The sequence below is a fragment of the Bacillus cereus group sp. BfR-BA-01316 genome, assembly GCF_022664195.1.
Taxonomy (GTDB): Bacteria; Bacillota; Bacilli; order Bacillales; family Bacillaceae_G; genus Bacillus_A.
The window spans coordinates 33,884-57,904 of record NZ_JAKUGX010000007.1; the positions used below are offsets into that span (position 1 = coordinate 33,884).

Below are 24,021 nucleotides of genomic sequence, written 5' to 3' on the forward strand. Positions count from 1 at the left end.
CTCCTCTCATGCTGTTACACTTCGTTGTTTAAACGCTCCGTGATTGCTTCTTTAGCAACTTCACGATCGTCAAAATGATGAACTTCTTTACCAATAATTTGATACGTTTCATGCCCTTTACCAGCAATAATAATAATATCTTCTGCTTTCACTTTCGAGATAGCGGAACGTATCGCTTCTTTTCGATCAACAATTACTTCATAATTATTCCCATTTGCATCATTTACCATATCATCTAAAATAGCCTTCGGATCTTCACTTCTTGGATTATCTGATGTGTAAATTGCATGAGTTGCATATTCGGTTGCAACACTTGCCATTATTGGTCTTTTCGTTCTATCTCTATCTCCACCGCAACCAACGATACAATATACATCACCTTTTGCAAACTGTTTTGCTGTTTTTAGTACGTTCTCTAAGCTATCAGGTGTATGTGCATAGTCAACAATAACTGTGTAATTTTGTCCACCATCAACAACTTCAAAACGTCCAGGAACGCCAGCAAGCTCTTTAATTACATCAATAATTGTTTGTAAGCTCACTCCTGAAACAAGACCTGCTGCTGTAGCAGCTAACACATTGTATACATTAAACTTACCAATTAATTTCATCGTAACATTTACAGTTTCATACGGTGTTACAAGTGTAAATGTTGTACCGCCACTCGTCATTACGATATCTCGTGCCATAATGTCGCTTGCAACATCTATACCGTATGTTACAACAGTAGCTGCTGTACTTCTCATATACTCTTCTGCCACTGGATCATCACTGTTTAATATAGCGTATTTTTCACGATTATGATGATAACTATTGCCAAGCTGTGCAAAAAGCAACCCTTTCGCATGTTTATATTCTTCCATCGTTTTATGATAGTCTAAATGATCTTGTGTTAAATTCGTAAATACTGCAACATCATAATCGCACCCGTGTACACGGCCAAGATCTAAAGCATGAGACGAAACTTCCATTACTGTACTATCCACACCTTGTTCAACCATTTTTGAAAACGTCTGTTGAAGTGTTAGTGCATCTGGTGTTGTATTTTTCACCTCAAATGTTTCATCACCGATTTTCATATTAATCGTTCCAATTAGCCCTGTTTTATGACCATGTGCGCGCATAATTTCATCCATAATATGCGATGTTGTTGTCTTTCCATTTGTACCTGTAATACCGATTAAATGTAACTTGTGTGTTGGTTGGCCATAAAAATAATCAGCTAAAACCGCTAACGAACGAAAAGTATTTTTCACAAGTACAACTGGAACGTCAACATCAATTGGTCTTTCCGCAACAATAGCAGCCGCTCCTTGTGCGGCTGCTTGCTTAGCAAAGTCATGGCTATCAACCGTATATCCTTTCATACATATAAATAAGCTTCCCTCTTTCACTTTACGTGAATCAGCTTCAATAGATGTTATTTCTGGATTTTCTTTTGGAACAACTGGAAAATCATGCAAACATGATACAAGTGTATGCAACTTCATTTCACTAAACCCTCTCTACATTGTTTATTTATCTCTTATTTTAGCAAGTAACACATTACCTCCTAGTTATATAAAAATAGGAGGTAAGTGCTACTATAGTCTAATCAATAGATTTATTTATTAATGAGACACTTATCGTCTCAAATAAAGCAATTTTTCTATAAAGAACTCACTTCCACCAATTGTACCATAAAACACAATCAGTTACCTTTAATTCCCGAAGTAAATTCTAACTTTTGAACCCTCTTTTACTTTAGCTCCTGCTTCTGGTGATTGTTTAATTACTCTCCCACCATCACCACTTATATCAAGCTTCAAGTCTACAAGTTGCGTTTGTAAATCTTTCTTTTTCATACCAATTAAATTCGGAACTTCCACAGTTGGTGTATCGCCCCATTTATATTCTTTCTCAACTTGCTCTTTTCTCGGTTCCACTCCCATTGCAGGAAGTGCGTCACGAAGAATATTCCCAACAATAGGTGCTGCTACAACTCCACCAAATTGAGTGACTCCTTTTGGGTTATCCACTGCCACATAAACAACAATTTGCGGATCGTCGGCTGGAGCAAAACCGATAAATGATACAATATAGTTATTATCCAAATATTTTCCATCTTTCACCTTTTGAGCAGTTCCAGTTTTTCCACCTACACGATATCCATCAATATAAGCCCCTTTACCAGAACCTTTCGCTACAACATTCTCTAATGCGTAACGAACTTTCTCTGAAGTTTCCTTGGAAATAACTTCCCTTTTCGCAACAGGTGTCTTTTTGCTGACAACTTGATTATTCTTCGGATCAATAAATTCCTTCGCTATATATGGCTGATACAAAGTTCCACCATTTACAGCGGCCGCTACAGCTGCTACTTGTTGAATCGGTGTAACAGAAACACCTTGCCCAAATGAAGTCGTCGCTTGCTCGACTGGACCAACTTTATCTAAATTAAATAAAATCCCGCTACCTTCACCTTGTAAGTCAATTCCGGTCTTCTGTCCAAACCCGAAATTGCGAATGTATTTAAACAATCGATCTTTACCAAGACGATCACCGAGTTCAATAAATCCTGGGTTACAAGAGTTTTGAACTACCTCTAAAAACGTTTGGCTACCATGGCCTCCAGCTTTCCAACATCGCAATCTAGCTCCACCGACTTCAGCTGCTCCATCATCATAAAACGTATCTTTCTCTAAGTCTACCAAATTTTCATTCAAGGCTGCAGCTAATGTAATAATCTTAAATGTTGACCCCGGCTCATACGTACTCCATACAGGTAAGTTTCTGTTATATACTTCGGGAGAAACACTTTGGAAATCTGCTGGATCAAAACTTGGCCGACTTGACATACCTAAAATTTCACCATTTTTCGGATTCATTGCAATTGCTATCATACCATCAGGATTATACGTTGATTCCGCAATATTCATTTCTCTTTCCATAATCCTCGTAATGCGTGAATCAATTGTTAATCCTAAATTCAAGCCAGCTTCTGGTTTTTTGAAATCATCTCCAACGTTAGGCATTCTCTGTCCTTTTGCATCTGCAAAAAATCGCACATGACCTTTATCACCATTTAGCTCTTTATCATAATATTTCTCTAGTCCCATAAGCCCTTGATTATCACTGCCCGCAAATCCTAATACGTGTGATAAAAAATTACCGAATGGATAGTACCGGATAGAATCCTCTGCGATGTACACACCCTTTAAACTTAATCCGCGTACTTCTTTCGCTTTGTCATGCGATATTTTCCTTCCGCCTTTATCAAGCCTTACAATCGACTCTTTTTTTGTAATCCGCTTATAAATATCATCTTTTTCCACACCTAATACTGCAGCTAACTTCTCTGCAGTCTCTGCTGGTTTTTCAATTTGCCTCGGCACAACAAAGACGGTCGGTGCACTTTTATTCGTAGCAAGCTCCACACCATTTCGATCTAAAATTTTCCCTCGCTCTGGTTCAAAAGTAATATTACGACTCCATGAATCCTTCGCACGATCCGTTAACATATTTCCAAGAAAAAATTGCACATATCCAAGACGAATATCGATAATGGTGAAAATGAGTATACCCGATATAAGTATAAAAATAAGTCGTTTCCTAACTGTTACATTTGATACACGCATATTGGAACAAGCCTCCCTTACGCCTAGCTTGTTCCAATATATGCTTGTACTTATTTAATTAGAACTTCTTCCCTATTACCATTATGGCTTTTCCGCTTCTTGCTGCGGTTCAAGTGGTGGTACGAGTGTTACACCTAATTCTGTACCAGGTTGCAACAATGTTCCTTCCGCCACACTTTGTTCCGTTACATATCCTGTACCAGAAGGTTTTAAGTTAAGCTTTAATGTTTTTGCTAAATTCATAACATCACGCAGTGCCCATCCCTGTATATTTGGCATTGTAGGTTTATCTCCTACTAAGAAGACTCGATCACCCTTTAATGTTTGTTCAGTTGCCTTCGGCACTTGCTGCTGCACTTTCCCTTCACCTAATACGATTGGACGAAGTTTTGCTTTATCAATTGCTTTCTTCGCTTCATCCATCGTTTTTCCGGTTACATCTGGAACGACAGTTTGTTGCTCTTTCACATATTTCTTCGGATCCTTTATTTCATTTGGCTTAATCTTTAAATACTCTAAACTATTTTTCGTTACATATTTAAAGATATCAGCTAAAGGTTTAGCCCCGTTTTCATCATCTTTTAATTTTGGTTGTTTAACGGCCACATACACAACAAGTTGCGGATCGTCCATCGGTGCCATACCTAAGAATGAGAATATATAATTCTCTCTTCCTGTCATATAGCCACCTTTCCCGTCAGGAATTTGTGCTGTACCTGTTTTACCCCCGACTGAGTACCCATCAACTTTATATGCAGTTCCTGTTCCTTTCGGTGATGTAACAACACGTTCTAGTAATTGCCTTACTTGCGCTGCTGTCTCTTTGGAAACAGGTTTTCCTACTTCTTCTGGTTTATGCTCTAGCTGTACTTTACCTGTTATTGGGTCAACAATTTTATCAATTGTATAAGGTTTCATCATTTTCCCATCATTTGCAATCGCTGTTGCAGCTTGTACAAGTTGAATTGGTGTAACTGTAGAACCTTGTCCAAACGCTGTTGTTACTTGTTGTATTTGTTGATCAAATAAAATTGTATTTGACCCTTCACCAGGTAAATCAATGTTTGTTTTTTCATCTAATCCAAAATTATGAATATATTTTCGGAAACGATCTGGACCAAGTTTTTGATCACCTAAAATTGCAAACGCTACGTTTGAAGAGCGCTCTACCCCTTCATCAAAAGTAATAGAACCCCATCCAGCACCGCCGTTATGATCTTTTATTTTCCGATTACCAACTTGATATGTACCCGACTGATAAAAGTCTTGTCCATTGTATACACCTTCATTAATGGCCGCTGCTAATGTGAAAATCTTCATTGTTGATCCCGGTTCAAATGCATTTGCAATTGCGTCATTGAAGAAATATTTAATTTGACGATCATTAGGGTCATAACTAGGTTTACTAGACATCGCTAATATTTTCCCTGTCTTCGGATCCGCAACAATTCCAATTAAATTTTCTGGTTCATAATGTTTGCTCGCTTCTTTCATTGCGTCTTCTAAATAACTTTGAATACGTTGATCAAGTGTTAAATACACGTTATCTCCATTTTTAGGCGCTTTTACATCCACTTTCCCACCGTCAAGTGATACTCCTTTACGGTCCCCTGTATAAGCTACCTCTCCATTAGAAGCACCTAAATACTTATCCAAACTCTGTTCTAAGCCAAATTGACCTACTGAAATTCCATCTTCATTCGGTTTTGCATGCCCTATGACGTAAGATGCGAAATCACCGTTTGGATAAACTCTCGCATTTTCAGTAATAAAAGAGATTCCCGGCAATTTCAATGCTTCTATTTGTTCTTTCTTTTCTTTCGTCAAGTCCTTACCTAATGTTCCAAATTCCACTTGACTTTTGCCTTCTTTATTTAAAGTAGCTAAAATTTCATCTTCATCTTTTCCGAGTACTCCTGCGATTTTCTTTGAAGTATCCTCTTTATCCTTAACCGCGTTGGCTCCTTTTAACTCGGCTACAAGTTTATAAGAATTTGCATCTTGCGCTAGCACATGGCCATTTTGGTCATAAATTGTTCCTCGATTCGCTTCGAGAACTCCTTTTTTACTATGTTTCTGTTCAGCAAGTTTTTTCAAATCATGATTGTCCACTGTTCCTGTTACTTGTATGTAAAAAAATCGGGCTAATAACAGCAAAAAGAGCAGGAGGAAAAATATCATAAAATAACCTGCTCCCTTATTGGTATGAAATTTGTTCATAGTTCTCTTCATCTTTTCTTCACACCTATTTGCCTTACTTTAGGCCTTTCACATTATTCGCATTAATTTCTAGCCCGTGTTTTTTTGCAACTTCAGCGATACGTTCATAACGACTTAACTTCTCTACTTCAGCCTGCAATTCTTGATTTTCCTTTTGTTTTTTCACAATTTCTTCTTCTATCGTCGCTGCTTCTACATTAACTTGATATAAACCCGCTTTATTCCCAATAAAAGCTACACAGGCATATAATAAAAATCCAATAAACGTTACGTACAATAGCTTTTCAATTCTTGTAATTTTCGTTTTAACTTTTGGCTTAACCATCTGCTGTGGTGGCGTTTGAATTTGTACCTCTTCTTGCGCCTGTTGTTTATACTTTACAGCTAAATTAGTCATACCTCTCTCTCCTTTTTATCGTTTTTCAGCGATTCTCAACTTCGCAGAACGCGCTCGATTATTTTCTTCTAATTCAATGTCAGAAGGTAAAATCGGTTTCCTTGTAATAAGCTTTAATTTCGGCTTAAATTCATCCGGAATAATCGGTAGTCCCTGTGGTAATTGCGGCGTTGTGCTATTTCGCTTAAACGTCGTTTTACAAATACGATCTTCTAAAGAATGGAATGTTATAACACTAACTCTTCCACCAGGCTTGACCATATCAATTGCAGATTCCAACGCTTCTTCAAATACTTTTAATTCATCATTTACAGCAATACGAATCGCTTGGAATACTCGCTTCGCAGGATGTCCACCTGTTCTACGTGCCGGAGCTGGAATACCTTCTTTAATTAATTCCACTAATTCTCCTGTCGTTTCAATAGCCTTATTCTCGCGATAAGCTTCAATTTTCCTTGTTATTTGCTTTGAAAATTTCTCTTCTCCGTATTGGAAGAAAATTCTTACGAGTTGTTCATATGACCAGCTGTTCACAACTTCATATGCTGTTAATGGGGCATCTTGATCCATCCGCATATCTAACGGTGCATCATGATGATAACTAAAGCCACGCTCTGGTGTATCTAATTGTGGGGATGAAACACCTAAATCGAATAAAATCCCGTCTACTTCTGTAATACCTAATTCATGTAGTTTTTCAGATAAATAACGGAAGTTGCTCTTCACTGTTACAAATTGTTCACCATAAGAAGAAAATTTTTCCTTCGCATTTTGAATCGCTATTTCATCTTGATCAAATGCTATTAATTTTCCACCATCTGTTAGCTGAGATAATAAATAAGAACTATGTCCTCCTCCACCCAGTGTACAATCTACATATGTACCACTCGGCTTTATATCTAAGCCATCTACTGTTTCTTTCAAAAGTACTGTTACGTGTTTGAACATTGCTGCACCTACTCTTTTTCCAATTAATTATGTTAAATACATTTCTCACTCTACAAACAAAATTTACTACTAGAGGATGAAATGCTACTAAAGAACGACTCATTTAACTTCCAACAAGGTAGCATGCTATACAAATCGCTATTTTATTTTATTATATACTAAATTTTATCATTTTTTGCGGGAATTTAAACAAAAACCTGTCGAAAAAGATAATAATCCGTTTACATTTTGTGCTATTTTGTCATATATATATACCTGATACATAGCGATTCATTACATTAACACAAGATGGATAATTCAGAAATTTTTCACTTCACAGTTAATTCAACGGAATAAAAATAAAATCCTGCTCAAAAGAGCAAGATTTTATAGTTTTATTACATGATGTTTTCCGTCCCACGAAAAAGATTGTTCCATTACTCGATCAACAAAATCAAGACCGAACTGATTTAAATAATAACAGACATTCCACACACGTTCTTGCGGTGCTCCTAATGGACGAAGCGCAAATTGTAAACGGCGGAATTTATTCAGTTGAACCTCATGTTTCTTCTCAACATTTCTTTTCAACATTCTTTCTAACAGTTCAATTTGCTCATTAATTTTCAGTTCATTTTTCCCAGCAAACTCATTTAACCCTGGATCTATTTTTTTCACGAATTGTTGTAATGATGTATGAATATCCATTATTTCTTTTTTCGCTTCTATAAATCGCTCGTCTATCGGTTCCTCTATTTGATTAGAAAGCCAATTGTCACGCAGATTATCTATATTATTTAGAAATGGATCAATTTCTTGCAAATCTAAATCATATAAATCTGTCGCTATATCTCGCTCCATATAAGTAATCGTAAGACGCGGAACGACGGGTGGCATTTGAAAACCGACAGTATGAAACACTTGTTGTAATTCACTCCAATAAGCTAACTCCCCCGGACCGCCAATAAACGCTAACGTAGGAAACACATATTCTTGCATAAGAGGGCGCGTTACAACATTATTACTAAAACGTTCTGGACTTCTTTCCATCTCTTCCATCAATTCTTCATACGAAAATGAATGTACTCCATCTTTTCCAATAAACTTCCCTTGATTCTCTTCAAGCAATACTCGCTCATTATCAATTTCCATAAATATATGCACTGCATTTGTCTTCGTTTCAATAATCGGTTTAAATCCTAATTCCTTAATTACTTCCTGTTGATTATGAAGTCCTACCTGAATTTCTTTATATTTACTTATAATTTGTTGTAAAAACGGTACTTCTAGTTTTCTTAATGCAGGATGATGTGAATCTACAAGAATTAAACCAGAATTTGCGAACATTTTCGTAATAAGGCGTGCAAAGAAATCTACATATGTATGCGATTTACCTAAAGCATCATCAACAAATTGTAATACATCCTTTGTAAAATTCGTTTCCGGATATGTTTTAAAAATCTCTTCGACCCATTTTCTACAGTCTTCAATAGAAAGCTCAGACTCAGAAGCACTTGCCTTTTTCGGATAACGATCATGAAAAATGGTCTTTTTTATTTTTTTATTTTTCGTTACAAATGTATGATTAATTTCATCCATATCATGGTCTTCACCGGCAATCCAAAAGACAGGAACAATCCGAATCCCTAAGCTCTCTTCTTTTTCTTTTGCAAGCTGTAAAATTGAAATGATTTTATGCACTGTATAAAGCGGACCAGTTAATAACCCCGCTTGTTGTCCAGCTATAACAACATATGTATTTTCATCTTCAAGCGCTTTTATATTTTGAATTGTAAATTCTCCCGCTTGCAATTGTGTATTATATTCTAATAAATGCGTTACTAAATCTTGACGGAAAAACTCTCTCTCACGTAAATCATGTAAACGCTGTTTAAAAGCATCCTCTGTTAACAGATAATCAAAACATGACTGTATCTCTTTTTCACCGTTCATATAGTCCGCTACAACACCTTGTAGTGGAACAGAGATTTCTTTTATCTCCATATAATTCTTCCTTTCGTATCCTGTTCTCTCACCAACCCACATTGTAGTCAATGTTTCACGTAAAAGCAAAGAAAAACACTTATAATTCCATTCCTCTTATTGCATTGAACAAAAATCGAAGTGTCGGAACAGATCGTTGTTGTTCCTTAGCTTCTTCTAGTACATATCCAACAATCGCATTAACTTCCGTTTGTCTATTCGCTCTTACGTCCGCTAACATAGATGAAGTATTATGAAATGTTTTTTCACATACTTGGCATACCATTTGCCATACCATTTCCTTATCTTCTTCTTTAATAAGAAATGCAACTTCCTGAAATACTCGCTCCATCATTTGATAAAAAAACGGATTTGAAATTAACTCTCCGTTCTCAACCCGCAATAATGCCGTCAATGGATTAATACATACATTGACTACTAATTTATTACGCATAATCCCCTTCCAATCACCTTCTATCTGAATCGGAAAATAATCAAAAGGAAAACAATTAAATACCTTTTTAAAACAACTAGATTGACCACGCACTACACCAAACTTTGTAACACCTATTCCAGTATGATGAACTGTATGTCCATCCTCTTTTTTTGCACCATGCTCCACAATCCCGACTGCTATACATTCATTTCCTATTTTTTGCATAACGTGAAGATGTGACATTCCATTTTGCAAAAAGATTAATGACGATTCTCCCTGCACAAAAGGTAATATATCAGTTATATGATATTGCTTTACAGCAATAAATGTATAATCTAACTGTTTATCCAGCATACTTTCTATCGGTAAAATAGACGGAAATACCGTTTCACGTTCTCCATTCCTAATACAAGTTACACCCGTTAAGTTTAATTCTTCTGCTTGCTTAGCGTTTCTTGTAAACAACGTAACATCTTGATTGCTTTTTTGTAAATAAAATGTATATAGGAGACCAATAGCTCCCGGTCCAACAATTCCAATTTTCATCTTCACACAAAGAACTCATATTAACAAGTGATATAAGTTCCCTTGCCCTTCCCCCTTTACATCTTATTAAATTACAATTACATAGTTGAGGATTCAATTATCTTTTAACAAATGCAATCTCTTCTTTCACTATGTATATACTACCTATATACATAGTTCTATTCTTATTTTAGCAAATCCTCAAAAAAATAATGAAAGAAATATTCTATCTTCTTCATAAAAATTAAAAAATGAGTTATAATATTATTATAAATATTTTAACTTTTCTGCATTCAACAAGATAAGAATAGGATGTGATGTAATGGGATTCCCAAAAGTTGAACGCTTGCTCATCAATTATAAAACATTAGATGAATTTAAAAAATTTAAAGGGTGCGGAGCTCAAGAACTATCCATGTTGGAAGAATTACAAGCAAACATTATTGAAAATGATAGTGAGTCTCCATTTTACGGTATTTATTATGGAGGATCGCTAATCGCACGTATGAGTCTATATATGAAAAGGAACGGTGGAGAACCATTTGAAATTACAGGTACTTACCTAGAACTTTATAAACTTGAAGTATTGCCGACTTTTCAAAAACAAGGATTCGGACAAATGCTTGTTAATTATGCGAAACAACTACAATTCCCAATTAAAACGATAGCACGTATCCAGTCAGCTGGTTTTTGGGATAAATTAAGCTTCCAGCCAGTATCAGTAACTGATGGTGATTTTTATATTTGGCATCCAGAAACAAATTTGAATGCGATTACAAACGAAGAATCTGCATAAGAAATAAAAAAAACAGCTGTTACGCAGCTGTTTTTTATTTCTTTAATTTTTCTAATTCTCCATTCGAGCGAGCACCATTTCTTTCTGCTACCATTACACTTCTTTTTTGATCGATATAATCCAGTAATGTTCTATATTCTTCCTCATATACTGATAATCGCTCCAGAAGACGTTCTTTCTCTGTTTGTAACGATTCAATTTGTTGTTGCAACACCATTAAAGAGCTTTCATCTTTATAATTTCGCAAGAATTCAATAACATCATTCAACGTAATAGATTTTGGCTCTAATACCGTTGTCTCTTTCACTTCATAATTTTCTACCTTACGAAGTTGCTTTGCTTCTTCAATACGTGCTTTATACTGCTTTCTAACGTAAGAATTCCACCTAAATCCACAAGCTGCAGGTGTACGAGACAAATGCCTCCCCACTTCTTTAAAAGCGGAAAGTTGCGTTCCACCTTCACGAATATGCCGGAGTACTACTTCTGCCAGAAGCAAATCTTCATCATCAGTCCAAGCATCTTGTCTTGTTGTCGCCATCTCTCTAGTCCTCCCTATGCATTTTTTATTAAGCATATGCAGTTACTAGAAAAGATAGAATACAACAAATAAAGAATAAGACAAAAAAAAATAAACGTAGAAGATATCTTCTACGTTTATTTTTCGCAATTACTTGCTGATTACTTCTTTACCTTTGTAAGTACCGCATGCTTTACATACACGGTGAGCTAATTTCGCTTCACCACAGCTTGGGCACTCTACCATACCAGGTACTGATAATTTGAAATGCGTACGACGCTTTCTTTTTACTGTTTTAGAAGTTCTTCTAAAAGGTACAGCCATTCTTCCCACCTCCTTAAAAGAAATAGTTATTTTCATATGAAGGCCTAAACCAGTCTTCCGATTATTTGTCAAAAAACTTTGCAAGTCCTGCTAATCTTGGATCAACAGTCTTTTCTTTGTTTTCTTCCGAAATCACTTGCCAGTCTTGACCTTGCATCGGTGCTCCACCAGAAACATCATCACTGAAAATTTGCATTGGAATCTCCAAAAGTATATTTTCCTTGATTACGGGCAGTAAGTCAAGTACTTCTCCTTCTAAACAATGAATTTCAGCTTCTGTTTCAAATTCTTCTTCTGAAGTTTGGAACACCTCAGTTGTTTTAATGTCAAATGGTAATGTCACATCTACTAAAGAGCGAGAACATGGTAAAACCATGCTTCCAGTTATATGTAGATGAAACGTAAACTTACCGGAGCCAAAATCAACTCTTCCTGTTACATGAACAGGATTAATTTCACGAATATCTTTCTCGACCTCTTTTAGCTCACTTACATCTACCATTTCATTTAATGTCAATCCTTTATTTCTCAATTTATTCAATTGATGGATGGACCATTTCATATCATATCACCTCAAGGCAACAAACAAAATTATAGCTAGCCATTTTATATTTGTCAATGTTTTTTCTTTACACTATAATGAAGTCATCATAGGAAATAATATATAGATTATCACGTTTTCCAAAAAGATGCTACATCGAAAGGAGAGATTACCATAAAATCCAGTGGTATTGTTGTTGAATATAACCCTTTTCATAACGGTCATGCTTATCATGTGCAACAAACAAAAAAGTTAACACAGTCTGATATTATTATCGCCGTTATGAGTGGTCCTTTTTTGCAGCGTGGTGAGCCCGCACTCATCTCCAAATGGTATCGTACTAAAATGGCCTTAACAAACGGCGTAGACCTTGTTGTAGAGCTTCCTTATGCATTCGCAACACAAAAGGCCGAAACTTTCGCAAATGGCGCAATTTCGATTTTAAACGCCCTTGGTGTTTCTGAAATTTGTTTTGGTAGCGAAGATGGACAAACTGAAAATTTCTACAATACCATCGCTATACAAAAAAATGAAGAAGAGACTTTTAATCGTTTTGTGAAGCAATTTATGAATGCAGGTAATAGTTATGCAAAAGCTACATCTGAAGCCTTTCTACACATCTTACCACCCGAAAAAAACGTAGATATGTCACAACCAAATAACATTTTAGGCTTACAGTACATTAAAGCAATTCTCTTACAAAATAGTTCCATGCAAGCACAAACTATAAAAAGATTCGCCTCTCATTATCATGATGAAACATTTCACGATCAACATATTGCAAGTGCAACAAGTATTCGCAAACAGCTATTTAATGAAAACAGTTCCTCTACAACTATTGAGCCTTTTATCCCGAAAATGACTGCTTCTCTTTTAGAAAACTACAAGCAAAACTACGGGACGTTACATAACTGGGAAAAATACTTTTCATTTTTTAAATACAAACTTATGACGATGTCTTCTCAAGACTTACAACATATATATGAAATGGAAGAAGGTTTAGAGCATCGTATTTTATCAAAAATACAAAACAGTTCATCTTTCTATTCATTCATGGAAGCATTAAAAACAAAACGTTATACATGGACTAGATTGCAAAGAGCTTGTACACATATTTTAACAAATACAACGAAGGAAGAAATACACAAAGCAAATATAGAGCAACATGCGCCGTATATCCGTCTTCTCGGAATGTCACAAAAGGGACAAACTTATCTTTCTAGAAATAAGAAAAAAATAGAACTTCCAATCCTTACTCATACAAAAACATTTGAACATCCGACTTTAGACATAGAACGGAAATCAAATGCTGTATATTTCTCCATAATGCAAGAACCTTTGCGGACACAACTGCTAAAACAAGACGCAACGCATCATCCAATTCGTTATGATGAAATAATGAAAAAATTCCTATAAGAAAAACCTCTCTTCTTCAGAGAGGTTTACTTTGTTTTACTCATTTTTTCCAAATACGTTAATGCATCATCCAGTGTGTCCACCGGTACAATTTTCATCTTTGTTTTAATATCTTTCGCAGCTTCAAGAGCATCTTTATAATTCGATTTCTCTACACCTTTTTCATTTGGCGCAAAAAACACTTCAGCTCCTGCATCACTAGCAGCTACTACTTTTTGCTGAATACCACCAATTGGACCAATTTCTCCTTTATCATTGATTGTACCTGTTCCAGCTATTTCATGTCCGTTTGTTAAATCTTCTTCAACGAGCTGATTATAAATTTCTAGTGTAAACATTAACCCTGCTGATGGCCCCCCTATTTCATGGGAATCAATTTTCACTTTCGGATCTACTACTAACTCTCTTTCCGTAACGATAGAGACCCCTATACCGACGCGTCCATTCCCATTAGGGATTGTCTTTACATTTAAATTTTCTTTAAACTGTTTTCCACCCCGCTTATATTCAACATTTACTGTATCCCCTTCTTTTTTCCCTGTCATATACTCAATAAATTGTTCCGTCTTGTCGAATGTTTTTCCATCGACAGCTACTATAACATCTCCAAGCTTAAGCTTTCCTTCTGACGGCATACCCTTCGCTACACCAGCAACTAGTACACCTTTATTTTCAAAAGAAACAGAGCGATTTGCACGTTTATAAGCATTATAGATTGCTGCATTTTGCGAATCTTTCATTGCATAATTTTGGCGAAATTGATATTCTTCATCACTCTCGCCTTTTTGCAATATTTCTTCCGCCTTCGAAACGTGTGTATATTTATTAAATTGCGCTGCTATTAAATTCACCACATTGGCAGGTCCCATTGAGACAGTGACAAGCATGAAATCACCCGACTCTTTCGTTCCACCATCTACTTGAACGTATGGTGCTAATTTCGCCGCCATACCTGGTTTTGTCACATAATACGGCAAACGCACATAAACAAGTAGCATCGCCAATATAACCCCTATTAAAATTGCATATATAAACCGAAAACGCTTAAACATTATGTTGCTCCTTCCACTGCTCAATTAGTAAATAAATGTTTGAAATGTGTTTTTCTGCTTCCACTTCTCCGACCCGAATGATGTCTTCAATATGTGTAAAAGCACGCGAACTAAATTGTTCAACAGCTGGTCGCATCATTAAATCTGATGCTATTTGCCGATTCATCACAAGTTCATGTTGCATAATTTCAATGCTCTGCATAATCACATCATAAATAGACGTTACCTCTCCATTCACCTTAATTGGAGACACATCAACAGCAATAACAATATCAGCCCCTAAATCTTTTGCAACCGATACGGGAATACGGTCAATTACCCCTCCATCCACTAATAAGCGGCCATCTATTTTTTCTGGAACAAACACCCCCGGTACAGATATACTAGCGCGAACTGCCTCTGCAATTGGGCCACTTGTAAATACAACTTTTTCCCCCTTCAAAATGTCAGTAGCCACAACAGCCGTCGGGATATCTAACTCTTCTAAATTTTTATTATATGTAAACATTTTAATCATATCTTTAATACGTTTTCCAGCAATAAATCCCATTTTAGGAACTGTAAAATCTAAATAATATTTCCTTTTAAAAACAGCTGCCAATTTATACAACCTTTCAACGTTACAACTCGCTGCATAAAATGTACCTATTAATGCTCCTATACTACTACCTGCTATCATATGAATAGGGATGCCAGCGTCCCTTAACACTTTTATTACCCCAATGTGAGCAAAACCTTTCGCACCTCCAGATCCAAGTGCTAAACCGATTTTTGGTTCCTTCATTTTTCTCACCCTTTAATTTTTTTCATTCCTTTTTCATACTTATGGTCTAAATTCACCACATATCCACGTATACTGAAATGAACGTTTTTGGGACAAAGGGGGATTTTTTTACATGTACGAAAAATGGAAAACTGCTTTTCTTACCATATCAATGTTATTTTTAACCTTTTCTCTTGTACTCCACCCCCAAGCTGCCTTGCAAGCTTCAATTCGCGGGTTAAATATATGGTGGGAAGTTGTATTCCCTTCACTACTACCGTTTTTCATCATTGCGGAACTTCTAATCAGTATTGGTGTTGTAAAATTTATCGGTGTTATATTAGAACCGCTAATGCGACCACTTTTTCGCGTTCCAGGGGTAGGCGGGTTTGTTTGGGCAATAGGAATGGCTTCAGGGTTCCCTGCTGGGGCCAAATTAAGCGCTAGACTACGCAAGAGCAATCAACTAACACAAATTGAAGCGGAACGACTCGTATCTTTCACAAATTCTTCTAATCCACTTTTTATTTTCGGAGCAGTTTCTATCGGTTTTTTTAATAATCCGAAATTAGGGATCGTATTAGCGGCCGCACATTATATAAGTAACTTTACCGTCGGATTACTTATGCGCTTTTATGGTAATAACAATACTTACATAAAAGACAAACCTAGTACCGAAAAGCGTGCTTTTCAAAACCCATTCTCAGTCCTCCACCAAACGCGGATGCAAGAAAAAAGACCCATTGGAAAATTACTCGGAGACGCTATCGTTTCTTCTATTCAAACATTACTCATGATTGGCGGGTTTATTATTTTATTCTCTGTTTTAAATAAAATGATTACTGTTTTCGAAATTACAAAAGCGCTTTCTTTTATTATGCAACATATTTTATCATTCTTCCAACTTACATCCGAATTTAGTATTCCGATATTATCCGGTTTTTTTGAAATGACGCTTGGAAGCCAAATGATCAGTCAAATAAGTGAATCAACACTTCTTCAACAAGCGATGGTGACAAGCTTCATTTTAGCTTTTAGCGGTCTTTCTATTCAGGCACAAGTAGCAAGCATATTAGCAGAGACAGACATCCGCTTTAAACCTTATTTTTTAGCACGAATTATCCAAAGTATTCTCGCTCCAATTTTCACTTTTATATTTTGGGGACCATTTTATGAAAAAGTTCATTCTTTCTCGCCTATGCAAGAAGATCTTCCCGTATTTTTATTGAATCATTCTTACACACTAACTGATATTTGGACATCATTTATACACTACGGACCAATCTTCACCTTATTTTGTTTATATTTATATGTTATCTTATTGTTTTTACGCATTTATAAAGAAAAACCCCGTTCACTTTAACGGGGTTTGAAACTTTTCTTTTAAAGCACGCTCTACAATCGGAGGAACAAGGTCTACTACACTTCCCCCATATCTCGCAACTTCTTTCACAATACTTGAACTTAAAAATGAATATTGATTATTTGTCATAATGAAGAAGGTTTCGATATTTTCGTCTAATTTTCGATTCATTGAAGTAATTTGCATCTCATATTCAAAATCAGAAACCGCTCGCAAACCACGTAATATTGCATTTGCATTACGCATTTTTGCATATTCCACCAATAATCCACTATGTGAATCAACTTTTACATTCGGAATATCCTTTGTCGCCTCTCGAATTAACTCTAGGCGTTCTTCTACCGAAAAGAATGGTTTTTTTGATGAATTGTTTAAAACAACTACATATACTTCATCAAATACTTTTGCTCCCCTTTTAATAATATCCAAATGTCCAAGGGTAATCGGATCAAAACTCCCTGAAGAAATAGCTATACTTGTCATTCTGTCCCCTCACCTTCATACTTATAAATCGAAATTGCTGTAATCCCATAGTTTTCTGCCCGTACTTTTACAAGTTCTCCTATAGAATCAGGTAAAACCACGTCATCCCCATGCTCTGCCATAATGATGCCATCTTTATTTAACAATCCATGTTGATCCATCACACTAATTAAAGACAAAATTTTTTGACCTTTATATGGAGGGTCAATTAGTATAAGATCGAATGATATTTCACGCTTTATAAGCGCCTTTACCGCACGTTCCGCATCATTTCGATACACTTCAGCTTGTTCTTGTATTCTACAGCTTTCTAAATTTTGATGAATGACTTTTATCGCCTTACTATCTCGGTCAACAAAAATCGCTTTATCAATCCCTCTACTTATGGCCTCAATTCCAAGACCACCACTACCACCAAATAAATCAAGAGCGGTACCACCATCATAATAAGGACCTATCATATTAAAAATAGATTCTTTCACTTTATCTGTCGTTGGACGTGTGGTATTACCAGGTACCGCTTTAAGTGGGTGCCCTTTACATTTTCCTGAAACTACTCTCATCTGTTGTCACTACCTTTATTTCAATCTATCGAGCGATTACAGTAAATCCATCTCAAGTCGGTAACCGCTACCAAACCATACAATTCTTCACTAATTCGTTACTTAACCTATAGAGAACTTTAGTTAAAATAACCGTTCGCTATTTCTTGCATATTCATCTCACTATTTGCGAACAAAAACCCTTTATGTACATCAGTTCCACTTTACCTTTTTTATCCTATCATAAAATAAAAAAAAGAAAAATAAAAAGCCTAACATAAATTTTAATTTCATTATGTATATCTTCATTTAGATTGGACATAAATAAATATAACAACATCATCTTCGATGTTGTTGCCAACCGCGGAGAAGACTTACGTTTCCCCATAAGTTCTTCCTCCGGTTTCTCCTCTCCCTTTTCCTTCTTACTAGTACATACTAGTATTAGAAGGGCCCTGCTTTGCAGGGTTTTTTTATTTGTCTACTTTTCATTTAAAAAGTGAGGTGGTACAGTAAAAGAAAGAGGAGGAAAAAATATGATTCAACGCTTTATAGAACTCGGAGAAGGCTACTCTGACTTATATGAATTACTTGAAATTGCCAAAACAAACCAAGAACGTGTAACACATATGTTACAATTCGAAACTGTAAAAAACGAAAAAAAAGTGTGTTCACTTGTTGTAATACTAAAACCGACAACTACTGGTGATTTCCAACCATTATACATATGTCGTGAAGGCATTCCTGTACTTGAAAATAAAAAAAGTAAACGTGTCGTTTTATTTGAAGAAATGGCGGAACAAATAGGGAAAAAAGTTACTCCCTTTACTGTAAAACCATCAACAACTTTCCCTGAAAAAGAACTATTCTTTAATCATCTAATTGGTATTTTACGAATGAACAATTTCATTCCTCCAATGAAATAACACGTTATTTCAAGTAAAAAAATCCCCCGCTAAATTTAGCAGGGGATTTTTTTACTTAGCTATAATCGTATTCTTTTGCCCGATCAGGACGCGAATTTTCGAATTCCGTTTTTAAAAATGGGCGATACGACTGTTCTACTTTTTTTACAAAAGGAAGTTTATTCAATTTTTGCATCATATGCTCAATTTGTTCCATATCACAATATACAACGGCATATTTCAAACGTTTTGATATGTAATGAATGTTACCATATTTCCTTAAAATCTTGGCATGTTTCAATGAATGTAAATAAACAATCATACTTTGTCGTTGCCCGAACATAATCTTCTCCATCTTCTCCTTTTAAAAACTTATATTCTTATATTTTATGAAAACCAATCAAAAATTTATGACATTAAAGGACAAACTCTGTATACGTTTTCTTCTATATTCTAAAAAACAGGGTAAATTACCCCGTTTTTTTACAACCACAACCGCCTCCGGTACCACAACCACCGCCACAGCCACCCGCATCAAAAAACGGATTTCCTGTTGGAACTTTAACGGAAGGAGACACCTCAGAACCAATTGCTACACTAACTTCATCTAATAACTTTTGTAAAGCAGTTTCTGCTCTTTTAAAGGCTGCAACCTTATCATGCATATCTACAGAACGCTTTAATTCCCTCATTTTCGTCGAAACGAAAGTATAATCAGGATGATATTTACCAAAACGTTGCACTTCTTCGTATCGCTCTTTCATCGCTGTAAACTGCTGAATTAGCGTCTGGACTTCTATATCTTCTTGTAAATCCTTATAATACTTACGATAATCTTCTGCTATATCTGAACAGATAATCGCTTTTGCAAGCTGCTCTGCCTTATCTAAAATCAATACGCTTTCCAGCGTCGCTACAATCATGAGAGACACCTCCGAGTATTCATCATAACACATTTGGAACAGAACTACTAATTGAAGTGTCTCACCTAAAAGAAAGATATGATTCTAACTCCTTTTCATACAATCCCCTTGCACTCTTATACACTAATATGCTCCGCAATATTATATTTAAGAACATCCCATTTCCCGCTATTCTCTTTCACGTAGCTAATACATGCGTTTTTTAACGGCGTTTTAAATGTAATTTCATCTGGTGCAATTGCGTGTAAAATAGCTTTTATTGCATGTGAATGCGCAACAATGATAATACGTTTATCTCCATGTGCTGCTGCAACCTCTTGTAAAGCCGTAAAACAGCGCTCTACAATTTCTTCATCCTGCTCCATTCCTTCTACATTACCTTCTGCAATTAGCTCTCTAACGGCCGCAACTGGTTTCCCAGAAGCTTCCCCAAAATTACGTTCCATAAATCGCTCATCTAATAAAATAGATGGTAATCCAATAGCCCCAGAAATTTCCTTAGCTGTTTCTTGCGCTCTAATTAACGGACTACTTATAATTATATCCCACGATTCCGCTTGCAAGGCAGCTGCACTTTGACTCGCTTGCTTCTTCCCAACTTCGTTGAGTGGAATATCTTCGCGCCCTTGAATAATCTCTTGAAAGTTCCAATCAGTTTGTCCATGTCGTACTAAACAAATTTCCGTCATGCTGCAACTCCTTTTTTAAATAATCCGATTCTATTGTAACAAAAGTTTTGCATAACGGACATAGTTTTCCCTTCCAATTACGTCGTATTTTGCTGCTTCATATACTGGAACATATCAATCATAATTGAAGCAACCGCCAATTGATTTTGAAATTTTTCCACTTTATCTGGTATCGTTTTTTTGAAATGCTGCATGGCAGCTAACTCAAAAGCTTCTTTTTCTTCTGGGTTACGCGTCAATTTCCGGTACCAGTATGGCTGTTCCCGAATATAGCGAGCTAAATCCTCATCAGCTTTTATAAACTCCATAAGCTCTGCTCTCATCCTCTTTCCCCCTAATCCTTTTGAAAGAAAAAAGGATTATTTTCAGAAGTACTTTGTTCTTGCTGCGCACGGTTCCCTTGAAATTGTTGGATAACTTGTTGCACGCTACCAATCGCACTCGTCACATTTGCTAAATGATGTTGCATTTGTTCTACGTCTAGCTTTTTAAAGAAAGAAAGCATTTGCCCCATCACATCAGCAGTTTTTTCCTCTTCTGTTCGATTTTCTTTTTCTTCTTTATTTTCTTTTACCGAAGAAAAAGCAGGCGCTCCATCAGGTCTATACGCTGTCCATATTTGATCTTCTTCACCAAGTAAGTACCATTCTTCATAAAATTGCTGCCAAGTTTTTTGACCACTTCTAACCTCGTGAACCATTTTAGGGTGATGGTTTACAAACTCTTTAAACTGTTGAACCGATGGATGTAACGGCCCTTTTGTTGTTGGCATAATCCTCACCTCTTCATGTATATCTACTATATTGTAAGAAAAAAAAAGGCACATGGTTCGCCTATTTTCAGACGATTCATGCACCTTTTTATCTCCCTATTTGTGGACAGTAAGACTCCCACCTTAAACTTCTACGAATAGGCGGGAGTCTTACTGCCCGTTAAAGCCCGATTGATGAAGGCAAATAATCAGTGAAGAATGCGCCCCCACTGATTAAAGTTTCATTTTATTTTCGGATAAAGTTTTGAGTATAAAATTTATCATATACCCCAACACCTAATCCAGTAAATTGTTCATTTAATAAATTCTTTCTGTGACCCTCACTATTTAACCAACCTTGTACCGCCGAAATTCCATCACTATGTTGCGCCGCTATATTCTCACCAGCAAGTTGAAAAGCCACTTGCCCACGTTGCAAACGATCTCCTAACGCACCAAAATTAGGTGAATCGTGTGAAAAATAATTATTATCCTTCATATCTTTACTATGGCCAAATGCAACATCTGCAGTTTGTTGGTCCCATGTTAACAACGGTAATTGATGATGACTTCGAATAATATTTGTTAAATCGAGAATTTGTTGCATATTTCCATTTTCTACTTGCTTCATTTTTTCTGGCGTCAGCGGCTGTTCCGCTATTAATTCACCCGAATAAACAAGTTGATATGGTCTTTGTCTTAATAACGTCTCATCATCCATATAACGAAGACCAACAAGCTCATGTGTAAAGTGATCAAAATATAATTGTGCCCATCCATCTTCTACAGGTACTAGCGGTTGTTCCATTACTTCCGTATCAGATAACTCAAATTGATAACTATTCTTTCCTCTTTTTAATGAAATCTCATGTGAAAGTGGATTCTTTTTATATACCTCTTCATACTTTTCATTTATATAATAGGGAGCCACCTTAACTTGCTCACCAGCAACATACGCCGTTACAACTTTACGTTCAGCAACTCCAAATTGAACATACTGGGCTAAATCTTGATTATACACCCACCATTCATATCCATAAGCAGACGGCTCTATTCGAGACGGTTCGCCCCACTTCGCTAATAAATTCTCAGAGTCCCCACCGATCATACTTAAAACCGTGTCTGTGGATTCTTCATTTACTTGCTTCTTCTTTTTCACAATTTTATTTTCTTGCTTAGAGTGAGATGGGGTTAATATATATTGTGACACGAGTAACTTCCCGTATAAATCAACAGCTAAAATTAAAAATGTAATCATTACGATACGCAATAATTTCTTCAAACGATATACCTCCTGAACAAAGCATAAAATCGAGATATACACAAATCCTTTTCTTTCCTTTTTTTGTGTGTACCGTACTCTTTTCACTATATCATATTTTCACGAAAAAAGTCTGGATTATCCCTTTTCTCGCAATATGAATTGCACTTTCTTATTATTCATACTATTATAAAAATAATGCACTAACATTAAAAGAAGGAGGTATTCTATGCAATTTACAAATACAAACTTTAATGATGCAGTCGTTGATTTAACTCTTTTAACTGAGATTATGGAAAACAATCATTTTGTACTTGCTGGACAATGGGATTACGAACGCGTTACATATGATTATAAATTTGAAATATTAAAGGATATTTATTATTTACGTGTACAAGGATTTGCTGTTGAAGGTGACATCGGCGGCAGACACGCTCAAGTAAAACTATTGCCACCCTTATTAGGAAAACATTATTATCCTCATGGCGTTGAATATGGAGATGATGAGATTTTCCCAACGAATGTACTTCAAAAAAGCGAACAACTCCTACAAAATATTGAAAAAGAGTTGAAAGAATTTCAAATTATTGAATAACAAAAAAACTAGCGCATTAATACGATGCGCTAGTTTTTATTTCGTCTGCAAATAAGGAGGTAATTCTTGCAGCTGCTCTTTATCCTTTTCACGCTCTCTACGTGCCCATTTAAAGAACACATAACCGATAATCGTACCGTACACTATTTCCTGGACAATTTTCATAATGATACCACCTGTTTGCTGGTCTTGTACTACCGGCATCCAATGTAAAAATTCTGGCCCAGTTATATTTAAATCTGATAAAGTACCCGCCGGTACACAGAGTTCCATTGCCTTCATCCAAGCGGCCGGATCTGTATATGTTGCAAATAATGGTGCAGTCGCAAAAATTATTAACGCACAAGCTGGCGTTAATAAAATACCATTAGCAAACATGTAACCAAGCTTCTTAATATCACTTAAAGTTTGATATTCTGGCAGCGGATTTAACATCGGCCACCACATCATCATTGCTGCAAAAAACAATATAGCAAGGCAAATAGGATGCGCTATTTGATTTTGTTTTACTGCATCAAAAACAATTGGCAAATGATAAAAGGAAAACAGGCCATTAAATACAAACAACGCAATAAGCGGCTTAGCAAAAAACTTTATCACAATTTGAACGAACTTAAAAGAAGTAATATAACGATATAACCAAACCGGTATACCAAGCAGTAATAACGGAGGCACCGCAATATACATTACTGCCATCTCAAACATATGTGCACTAAATATAATATGACCAATTAAATCAATAGGTCCTCCCTTTACAAAATACAAAAGAACAATCCCGGTCGTAAAATAAAAAATTTGCTTCTTACTTACCTTCGTCGCATTTTCAAATCGCGTTCTATATGGTCCAATAACTAAAAAATAACTAATAAGAATCGAGATCATAAATAATAAAAAAATCGGACTCCATAAAGCTTGAAAACCAAATACCCATAAATTTTCCATTTCCACACCTACCTTTTCAAAATCCTTATATTTCATATACAAAGAGGGCT

26 protein-coding genes are annotated in these 24,021 nt (G+C 35.9%); 5 read left to right on the plus strand and 21 right to left on the minus strand.

Going from position 1 to position 24,021, the window contains the following annotated elements:
* Positions 1 to 14: 14 nt before the first annotated feature.
* The 7 genes from murE to panE form a co-directional block, all read right to left on the minus strand.
* Entirely contained in the window at positions 15 to 1,490 is a 1,476-nt protein-coding gene (gene murE, locus MR071_RS08185) for a UDP-N-acetylmuramoyl-L-alanyl-D-glutamate--2,6-diaminopimelate ligase (protein WP_193655671.1), read from the minus strand.
* 210 nt (positions 1,491 to 1,700) lie between these two features.
* On the minus strand, positions 1,701 to 3,617 hold the full coding sequence (locus MR071_RS08190; protein WP_105584730.1) for a stage V sporulation protein D: 1,917 nt from the start codon (positions 3,615 to 3,617) through the stop codon (positions 1,701 to 1,703).
* Between the two features lie 81 nt (positions 3,618 to 3,698).
* Positions 3,699 to 5,849, minus strand: a complete 2,151-nt coding sequence (locus MR071_RS08195; protein WP_472926928.1) for a penicillin-binding protein — start codon at positions 5,847 to 5,849, stop codon at positions 3,699 to 3,701.
* A gap of 22 nt (positions 5,850 to 5,871) precedes the next feature.
* On the minus strand, positions 5,872 to 6,234 hold the full coding sequence (gene ftsL, locus MR071_RS08200; RefSeq protein ID WP_016106033.1) for a cell division protein FtsL: 363 nt from the start codon (positions 6,232 to 6,234) through the stop codon (positions 5,872 to 5,874).
* 15 nt (positions 6,235 to 6,249) lie between these two features.
* Positions 6,250 to 7,182 carry a 16S rRNA (cytosine(1402)-N(4))-methyltransferase RsmH gene (gene rsmH, locus MR071_RS08205; RefSeq protein ID WP_242235676.1) on the minus strand — a complete coding sequence of 311 codons (933 nt, stop codon included), beginning with the start codon at positions 7,180 to 7,182 and terminating at the stop codon, positions 6,250 to 6,252.
* Positions 7,183 to 7,548: 366 nt separating this feature from the next.
* Positions 7,549 to 9,165: a bacillithiol biosynthesis cysteine-adding enzyme BshC gene (gene bshC / locus MR071_RS08210; protein WP_105584728.1), complete on the minus strand. Its 1,617-nt coding sequence runs from the start codon at positions 9,163 to 9,165 to the stop codon at positions 7,549 to 7,551.
* A gap of 79 nt (positions 9,166 to 9,244) precedes the next feature.
* Positions 9,245 to 10,132 carry a 2-dehydropantoate 2-reductase gene (gene panE, locus MR071_RS08215; protein WP_105584727.1) on the minus strand — a complete coding sequence of 296 codons (888 nt, stop codon included), beginning with the start codon at positions 10,130 to 10,132 and terminating at the stop codon, positions 9,245 to 9,247.
* Between the two features lie 295 nt (positions 10,133 to 10,427).
* Here panE and MR071_RS08220 point away from each other — a divergent pair, with 295 nt between their 5' ends.
* Positions 10,428 to 10,901, plus strand: a complete 474-nt coding sequence (locus MR071_RS08220; RefSeq protein ID WP_105584726.1) for an N-acetyltransferase — start codon at positions 10,428 to 10,430, stop codon at positions 10,899 to 10,901.
* Between the two features lie 34 nt (positions 10,902 to 10,935).
* Here MR071_RS08220 and MR071_RS08225 read toward each other — a convergent pair whose 3' ends face one another.
* The 3 genes from MR071_RS08225 to MR071_RS08235 all read right to left on the minus strand — a co-directional run bounded on the left by MR071_RS08225 (position 10,936) and on the right by MR071_RS08235 (position 12,307).
* Entirely contained in the window at positions 10,936 to 11,442 is a 507-nt protein-coding gene (locus MR071_RS08225; RefSeq protein WP_105584725.1) for an RsfA family transcriptional regulator, read from the minus strand.
* 129 nt (positions 11,443 to 11,571) lie between these two features.
* Positions 11,572 to 11,745, minus strand: coding sequence for a 50S ribosomal protein L32 (gene rpmF, locus MR071_RS08230; protein ID WP_001984764.1), 174 nt, complete (start codon positions 11,743 to 11,745; stop codon positions 11,572 to 11,574).
* Between the two features lie 61 nt (positions 11,746 to 11,806).
* Positions 11,807 to 12,307, minus strand: a complete 501-nt coding sequence (locus MR071_RS08235; protein ID WP_000872151.1) for a YceD family protein — start codon at positions 12,305 to 12,307, stop codon at positions 11,807 to 11,809.
* Positions 12,308 to 12,460: 153 nt separating this feature from the next.
* Between MR071_RS08235 and MR071_RS08240 the strand changes: the two genes are divergently transcribed.
* Positions 12,461 to 13,702 (plus strand): nucleotidyltransferase, encoded by a 1,242-nt coding sequence (locus tag MR071_RS08240; RefSeq protein ID WP_181149442.1) that lies wholly within the window; start codon positions 12,461 to 12,463, stop codon positions 13,700 to 13,702.
* 26 nt (positions 13,703 to 13,728) lie between these two features.
* Here the strand turns inward: MR071_RS08240 and MR071_RS08245 are convergent, their stop codons facing one another.
* Positions 13,729 to 14,754 carry a SepM family pheromone-processing serine protease gene (locus MR071_RS08245; RefSeq protein ID WP_105584723.1) on the minus strand — a complete coding sequence of 342 codons (1,026 nt, stop codon included), beginning with the start codon at positions 14,752 to 14,754 and terminating at the stop codon, positions 13,729 to 13,731.
* Positions 14,747 to 15,538, minus strand: a complete 792-nt coding sequence (locus MR071_RS08250) for a patatin-like phospholipase family protein (RefSeq protein ID WP_105584722.1) — start codon at positions 15,536 to 15,538, stop codon at positions 14,747 to 14,749. The genes MR071_RS08245 and MR071_RS08250 overlap by 8 nt, the downstream gene beginning before the upstream one ends.
* A gap of 112 nt (positions 15,539 to 15,650) precedes the next feature.
* On the opposite strand from MR071_RS08250, the gene ylbJ reads away from it, so the two are divergent.
* Positions 15,651 to 16,880 carry a sporulation integral membrane protein YlbJ gene (gene ylbJ, locus MR071_RS08255; RefSeq protein ID WP_242235679.1) on the plus strand — a complete coding sequence of 410 codons (1,230 nt, stop codon included), beginning with the start codon at positions 15,651 to 15,653 and terminating at the stop codon, positions 16,878 to 16,880.
* Here the strand turns inward: ylbJ and coaD are convergent.
* Together coaD and rsmD are read right to left on the minus strand one after the other, a co-directional pair.
* Positions 16,872 to 17,363, minus strand: coding sequence for a pantetheine-phosphate adenylyltransferase (gene coaD, locus MR071_RS08260; RefSeq protein WP_000200601.1), 492 nt, complete (start codon positions 17,361 to 17,363; stop codon positions 16,872 to 16,874). The two genes, ylbJ and coaD, sit on opposite strands and share 9 nt — an antisense overlap.
* Positions 17,360 to 17,926, minus strand: coding sequence for a 16S rRNA (guanine(966)-N(2))-methyltransferase RsmD (gene rsmD, locus MR071_RS08265; protein ID WP_105584720.1), 567 nt, complete (start codon positions 17,924 to 17,926; stop codon positions 17,360 to 17,362). Before rsmD ends, coaD begins: the two co-directional genes overlap by 4 nt.
* Positions 17,927 to 18,441: 515 nt before the next feature.
* Between rsmD and MR071_RS08270 the strand changes: the two genes are divergently transcribed.
* On the plus strand, positions 18,442 to 18,831 hold the full coding sequence (locus MR071_RS08270; RefSeq protein ID WP_002014762.1) for a DUF7147 family protein: 390 nt from the start codon (positions 18,442 to 18,444) through the stop codon (positions 18,829 to 18,831).
* A gap of 55 nt (positions 18,832 to 18,886) precedes the next feature.
* On the opposite strand, the gene MR071_RS08275 is transcribed toward MR071_RS08270, so the two are convergent.
* The 6 genes from MR071_RS08275 to MR071_RS08300 form a co-directional block, all read right to left on the minus strand.
* Complete coding sequence (locus tag MR071_RS08275) at positions 18,887 to 19,153, minus strand: YlbG family protein (protein ID WP_002088292.1); 267 nt, start codon at positions 19,151 to 19,153, stop codon at positions 18,887 to 18,889.
* Positions 19,154 to 19,280: 127 nt separating this feature from the next.
* Complete coding sequence (locus tag MR071_RS08280; protein WP_070144653.1) at positions 19,281 to 19,733, minus strand: YlbF/YmcA family competence regulator; 453 nt, start codon at positions 19,731 to 19,733, stop codon at positions 19,281 to 19,283.
* A gap of 116 nt (positions 19,734 to 19,849) precedes the next feature.
* Entirely contained in the window at positions 19,850 to 20,422 is a 573-nt protein-coding gene (locus MR071_RS08285) for a histidine phosphatase family protein (protein ID WP_105584719.1), read from the minus strand.
* A 77-nt stretch (positions 20,423 to 20,499) separates the two neighbouring features.
* Positions 20,500 to 20,745, minus strand: a complete 246-nt coding sequence (locus MR071_RS08290) for a YlbE-like family protein (RefSeq protein ID WP_002014770.1) — start codon at positions 20,743 to 20,745, stop codon at positions 20,500 to 20,502.
* Between the two features lie 11 nt (positions 20,746 to 20,756).
* On the minus strand, positions 20,757 to 21,194 hold the full coding sequence (ylbD, locus tag MR071_RS08295; protein WP_002088296.1) for a YlbD family protein: 438 nt from the start codon (positions 21,192 to 21,194) through the stop codon (positions 20,757 to 20,759).
* 226 nt (positions 21,195 to 21,420) lie between these two features.
* Complete coding sequence (locus MR071_RS08300) at positions 21,421 to 22,455, minus strand: CAP domain-containing protein (protein ID WP_242235682.1); 1,035 nt, start codon at positions 22,453 to 22,455, stop codon at positions 21,421 to 21,423.
* Between the two features lie 208 nt (positions 22,456 to 22,663).
* Here MR071_RS08300 and MR071_RS08305 point away from each other — a divergent pair, with 208 nt between their 5' ends.
* Positions 22,664 to 23,029, plus strand: coding sequence for a YugN family protein (locus MR071_RS08305; protein WP_002066906.1), 366 nt, complete (start codon positions 22,664 to 22,666; stop codon positions 23,027 to 23,029).
* Positions 23,030 to 23,065: 36 nt separating this feature from the next.
* Here MR071_RS08305 and ctaG read toward each other — a convergent pair whose 3' ends face one another.
* Positions 23,066 to 23,971: a cytochrome c oxidase assembly factor CtaG gene (ctaG, locus tag MR071_RS08310; protein ID WP_105584770.1), complete on the minus strand. Its 906-nt coding sequence runs from the start codon at positions 23,969 to 23,971 to the stop codon at positions 23,066 to 23,068.
* Positions 23,972 to 24,021 lie beyond the last annotated feature (50 nt).